The organism is Parvibaculum sp., assembly GCF_035511255.1.
GTDB lineage: Bacteria > Pseudomonadota > Alphaproteobacteria > Parvibaculales > Parvibaculaceae > Parvibaculum.
Map to the genome: position 1 here is coordinate 1 of NZ_DATKFR010000070.1, position 4,233 is coordinate 4,233.

Below are 4,233 nucleotides of genomic sequence, written 5' to 3' on the forward strand. Positions count from 1 at the left end.
GCCTCGGACTGCGAACGGCCGAGATCGTCGAGACCCGGATCCATATCGGCATCCCACCCCGCCGCCGCGCGGCCATGTCGGATCATGTAGATGAGGGGCATTGCCTTTACTCGCGAAATTTGTCGATGCCGAGTTCAACCACGCCTCGGCCCGAGAGGCAATGCCGCTGGCGAATCTCCCCGTGTCGTAATCGTCGCGACGATCCGCTTACTTCTGCGCCACGACGACCTTGAGAGTTTGGGACCGTGCGCGACAATCCCCTTCACAGACAACCAGCTCCGCACGTGGCGGATCGACCAGCACGCCCACAATTCCGAACGCGCCGCCATACCGGGTATCGTATTTACCTCCGAGATAGAGAATCTCGCCGGCCTTCAGTTCCTTGTGAAGGGGAATGACTTTTACACCGGAATCGCCACTCATACTGACGTCCCAGCCGAAATCGTAAGATCCTGGCGCAAGTTCGACCACCAACATCTCGCCCTTGTTGATCCCGCCGACGCTTTGGCTGTTTACGAGAAAGTTGGCGGCATTCTTCATATCGTATTCAAATCCGAAGGCGCTCACTTCTCCGGCAAGAAAGAGAACGCGGGCCTTTCCGTCGAACGGCGGCGTATCGGCCCGAACGGCCTGCTCGAGGTCGGGCGCCGCCGCGAAATTTTTCGCGGGCGTCGCGCAGGCGGCGAGAACCAGAAATGTCAGCAAAAGAAGCGGCCGAATGGCCGTCGAAATACCCGTCATGTAAGCCCCCTTCGCCCTGAGCGACGCGCCCGGGTTTCCCCCTGGCCAAGCCCTGTTGCGAGAATGACGCAAGCACGGCTTAAGCGTCAAACCCGAGCCGCCGGCGGAACCAACCTCGTGGCAGCACGTTGGGTTTTCAATCGGGGGCTACCATGTGCCAGCTTATGCAGGCGTTCGCCTGTAATTATTTACCTCATCCTCTTTTCTCGCGAGATGGAACCAACGCAGGTTTCGTTCGGCGGCCTGATCGCCTGTCCCATGGGGGTACGTCTGAGTGCGTATCCTGATCGTCGAGGACGAAGTGCTGATCGCCATGCATCTCGAAATGATGCTGGAGGATTTCGGCCATCAACCCTGCGGGATCGCCACCGATCCGCAGGAGGCGCTGGCACTTGCCGCGTCGGAGCAACCCGACCTCGCCTTGATGGATGTGCGCCTCGCCCGCGGCACCAGCGGCATAGAGGCCGCTCGCCTGCTGCATGAAAGCATCGGCCTTCGCTGCCTTTTTGTCAGCGGCAATATCGACGATCAGATGAAGGCCGCCGTCCGTGCATGCAATCCGCTCGGTTTCGCCGGAAAGCCGGTCTTGCCCGAAACCCTCCGCAAGGCGCTGGCCGCTGCCGAGGCCGATTTGCATTCGGCCCCGGAACCGCCCGCCCCGGCGGGATAGATCAGGCCGGCGTGAAGATGTTGACGCTGCCGTCCGCCGCCGATTGAACCTTGCCCGACCGGCCAAGCTGTTCGCGCTCCATCATGTCGGTGAGCGTCACCTTGTCATTCGGCGTATGGGCGACAAAGCGCGCGCCCGTCGCGTCGAGCCGGCCCATGACGATGGCGAACTCCGGTCCCTCGCGTCCGTTGACGACCGTATAGGTCTCGATCTTCGCCGCGCCGTTCGGCGTCTCGTCGACCGCCGGGTGCGGCCCGTTGTCGATCTCGGCTTGATAAGAGGCGGGTTTCTCACGCTTCCACGAACCCCTTACGGGTTCGGTCGAGTAAAGACCGATGCCGTGCTTCGTCACATACCAGCCATTCGACGTGCAGAGCCCCTTGGTGCCCGGCTTCGCGCGCAGCTTGTCCATGATCGTCGCGATGGAATGCATGACGTAGTTGTTTCCCGCGCCGCCGAAATAGGGAAGACCGCCGGTGACGGTCAGCGGACGCGGGTCGTCCTCGGCAATGCCGAGTTCGTTGCGGCCGATCTGGACGGCGGAGGGAAAGCAGGAATAGAGGTCCATGTAGTCGATGTCGGAAATCTTCCAGCCGGCCATGTCGAAGGCCTTCCTGCCGATGAGGCGGATCGCCGGCGATGAATGGAAGTTCTCGCGCTCGGTCGGGAACCAGATGTCGTTGGCGTCGCCGCAGCCGTGGAGATAGACCCACTTCGCCTCGGGAATGCCGAGCTCGCGCGCCTTCTTGACCGACATCATGACGACGGCCGCCGCCTGATCGACCTGCATGATCGCATTCATATACTTCGTATACGGAAAGCCGACATAGCGATTGTCGTCGGTCGGCGTGGCGATTTCTTCGGCCGTGCGCGCGACCGGGAACCAGGCCTGCGGATGCTTCGCCGCGACTTCGGTGAAAGGCGCCATCAGCTTGCCGATCGAAAGCTGATGCTCGCGGACGCTCCGCTTCTTCTGGCCGCGGATCGCATTCTCGAAGAGCGGATAGATGTTGACCGGGAATTGCAGCTTGTGACGCTTCTCGACTTCGGTGACGCCGAGCCGCTCATGGCCGATGTCGATGCGCTCGCCGCCGGGCTCGTCGTTCCAGGGCAGCATCTTGCCCTGCCCCAGCGCGCGCATCATGGTGCCGAAGCATTCCGAGCCGGCGACCAGCGCAATGTCGGTCTGCCCTTCGGCGATCAGCTCCGCCGTGTGGTTGACGAGATATTGCGGCGTGTTGCCGCCGGTCGGCCCGTAGCAGTTCTTCGAGGCGTTGGCGCCGACGAGGTTGCCGAGCGTCTTCGGCGCATTGGGATATTTGCCGAACGGCAGACGTCCCGAGTCGGGGCTGTCGGTGATGAAGCGCACGACGGTGATGTTGTCGACCACGGGCCAGAGCTTGTCGCCGAGCCCGGTATCGGCGGCCGCGAGACGCGCCGCATCGGCCATCAGATGCATGGGCGACTTCGCCTTCTCGACGTCCTTCTCCTTCTGGACGATCTGCCCGCAGCCGACCAGGATCGGCGTCAGGTCTTCGGGTTGGACATTCGCCATGCTCGTTTACTCCCTGTCGCTTCGCGGCCATTAGTTCGGCCTGCTAACCAATTTTACGGGAGCATAAAGCCTCGCCTCCCGATGTCCAGCGGAAGGCGAGGCATGAAGATTTACGCGGCGTCAGCCGGCACCCTGACGAGCTTCTCCGCGATCTGCACGGCGTTGAGCGCCGCGCCCTTGAGCAATTGATCGCCGGCGCAGAAGAGCGTGACCGAGCGGCCCGACGGATCGCTGAGGTCCTGCCGGATGCGACCGACGAGAATGTCGTCCTGACCGGACGCGTCCTTCGGCATCGGGAAGTAATTGTTCGCCCAGTCGTCGACGAGCTTCACGCCCGGCGCGGTCTTCATCGCCTCGCGCACCTCCGCCGCCGAAATTGGCCGCTCGCATTCGAAGGTGAGCGCCACCGAATGCGCGCGCAGCACCGGCACCCGGACGCAGGTCGCCGAAACGCGGATGTCGGGATCGCCGAAAATCTTCTTCGTCTCGGCGATGACCTTGATCTCCTCGTCATTGTAGCCCGTCTCGGGATCGATCTTGGTGTTGTGGCTGAAAAGATTGAAGGCGTAAGGATGCGGCAGCACCGTGTTCTTGTAGTCGCGGCCTTCGAGATAGGCTTCCGTCGAGGCGCGCAATTCCTCCATCGCCGCCGCGCCGGCGCCGGACGCCGCCTGATAGGTCGCGATGATGAGGCGCTTGATCGGATTGCGCCGATGCACCGGCCAGAGCGGCGTGATCGAGATGATCGCCGCGCAGTTCGGATTGGCGATGATGCCCTTGTGACGCGCGATCTCGCCCGCGTTGATCTCCGGTACGACGAGCGGCGTATCGGCATCCATGCGGAAGGCCGAGGAATTGTCGACGACGATGGCGCCCTCGCGCACGGCGATCGGCGCGAACTGCCGCGAGACGGTGCCGCTCGCCGAAAAGAGCGCGATGCCGACGCCCTTGAAACTCCGTTCGGTCAGCGGCTCGACCTCGATTTCCCGGTCGCGGAACTTCAGCTTGCGGCCCGCCGAGCGCGGCGAGGCCAGGAGCCGGAGCCCGGACAGCGGAAAATTCCGCTCTTCGAGGCAGCGGATCATCTCGACGCCGACGGCGCCCGTCGCGCCGACGATGGCGACCAGAGGTGAACTAAGATTCGAACCCATTTTTCTCTCCGTGATGCCGAAGGTCGGGGCTCTGAAACGAGAAAAGCCCCGACCTGTGCGGCGGGGCTTCAAGGATCGCTCTGATGCTTACGTCAGAAACGCGCCCTCGCCCGCCC

At 62.9% G+C, this 4,233-nt stretch carries 4 protein-coding genes; 1 reads left to right on the top strand and 3 read right to left on the bottom strand.

Translation table 11 applies throughout. The features are described 5' to 3' along the window. Positions 1–207: 207 nt before the first annotated feature. Positions 208–741 carry a hypothetical protein gene (locus VMR03_RS02270; RefSeq protein WP_325401867.1) on the bottom strand — a complete coding sequence of 178 codons (534 nt, stop codon included), beginning with the start codon at positions 739–741 and terminating at the stop codon, positions 208–210. Between the two features lie 274 nt (positions 742–1,015). Between VMR03_RS02270 and VMR03_RS02275 the strand changes: the two genes are divergently transcribed. Then, entirely contained in the window at positions 1,016–1,411 is a 396-nt protein-coding gene (locus VMR03_RS02275; RefSeq protein WP_325401869.1) for a response regulator, read from the top strand. A gap of 1 nt (position 1,412) precedes the next feature. On the opposite strand, the gene VMR03_RS02280 is transcribed toward VMR03_RS02275, so the two are convergent. Further along, the gene (locus tag VMR03_RS02280) at positions 1,413–2,966 is read right to left on the bottom strand and encodes an acetyl-CoA acetyltransferase (protein WP_325401871.1); all 1,554 of its coding nucleotides are present in this window, start codon (positions 2,964–2,966) and stop codon (positions 1,413–1,415) included. A 110-nt stretch (positions 2,967–3,076) separates the two neighbouring features. Then, positions 3,077–4,117 (bottom strand): aspartate-semialdehyde dehydrogenase, encoded by a 1,041-nt coding sequence (locus tag VMR03_RS02285; RefSeq protein WP_325401873.1) that lies wholly within the window; start codon positions 4,115–4,117, stop codon positions 3,077–3,079. Positions 4,118–4,233 lie beyond the last annotated feature (116 nt).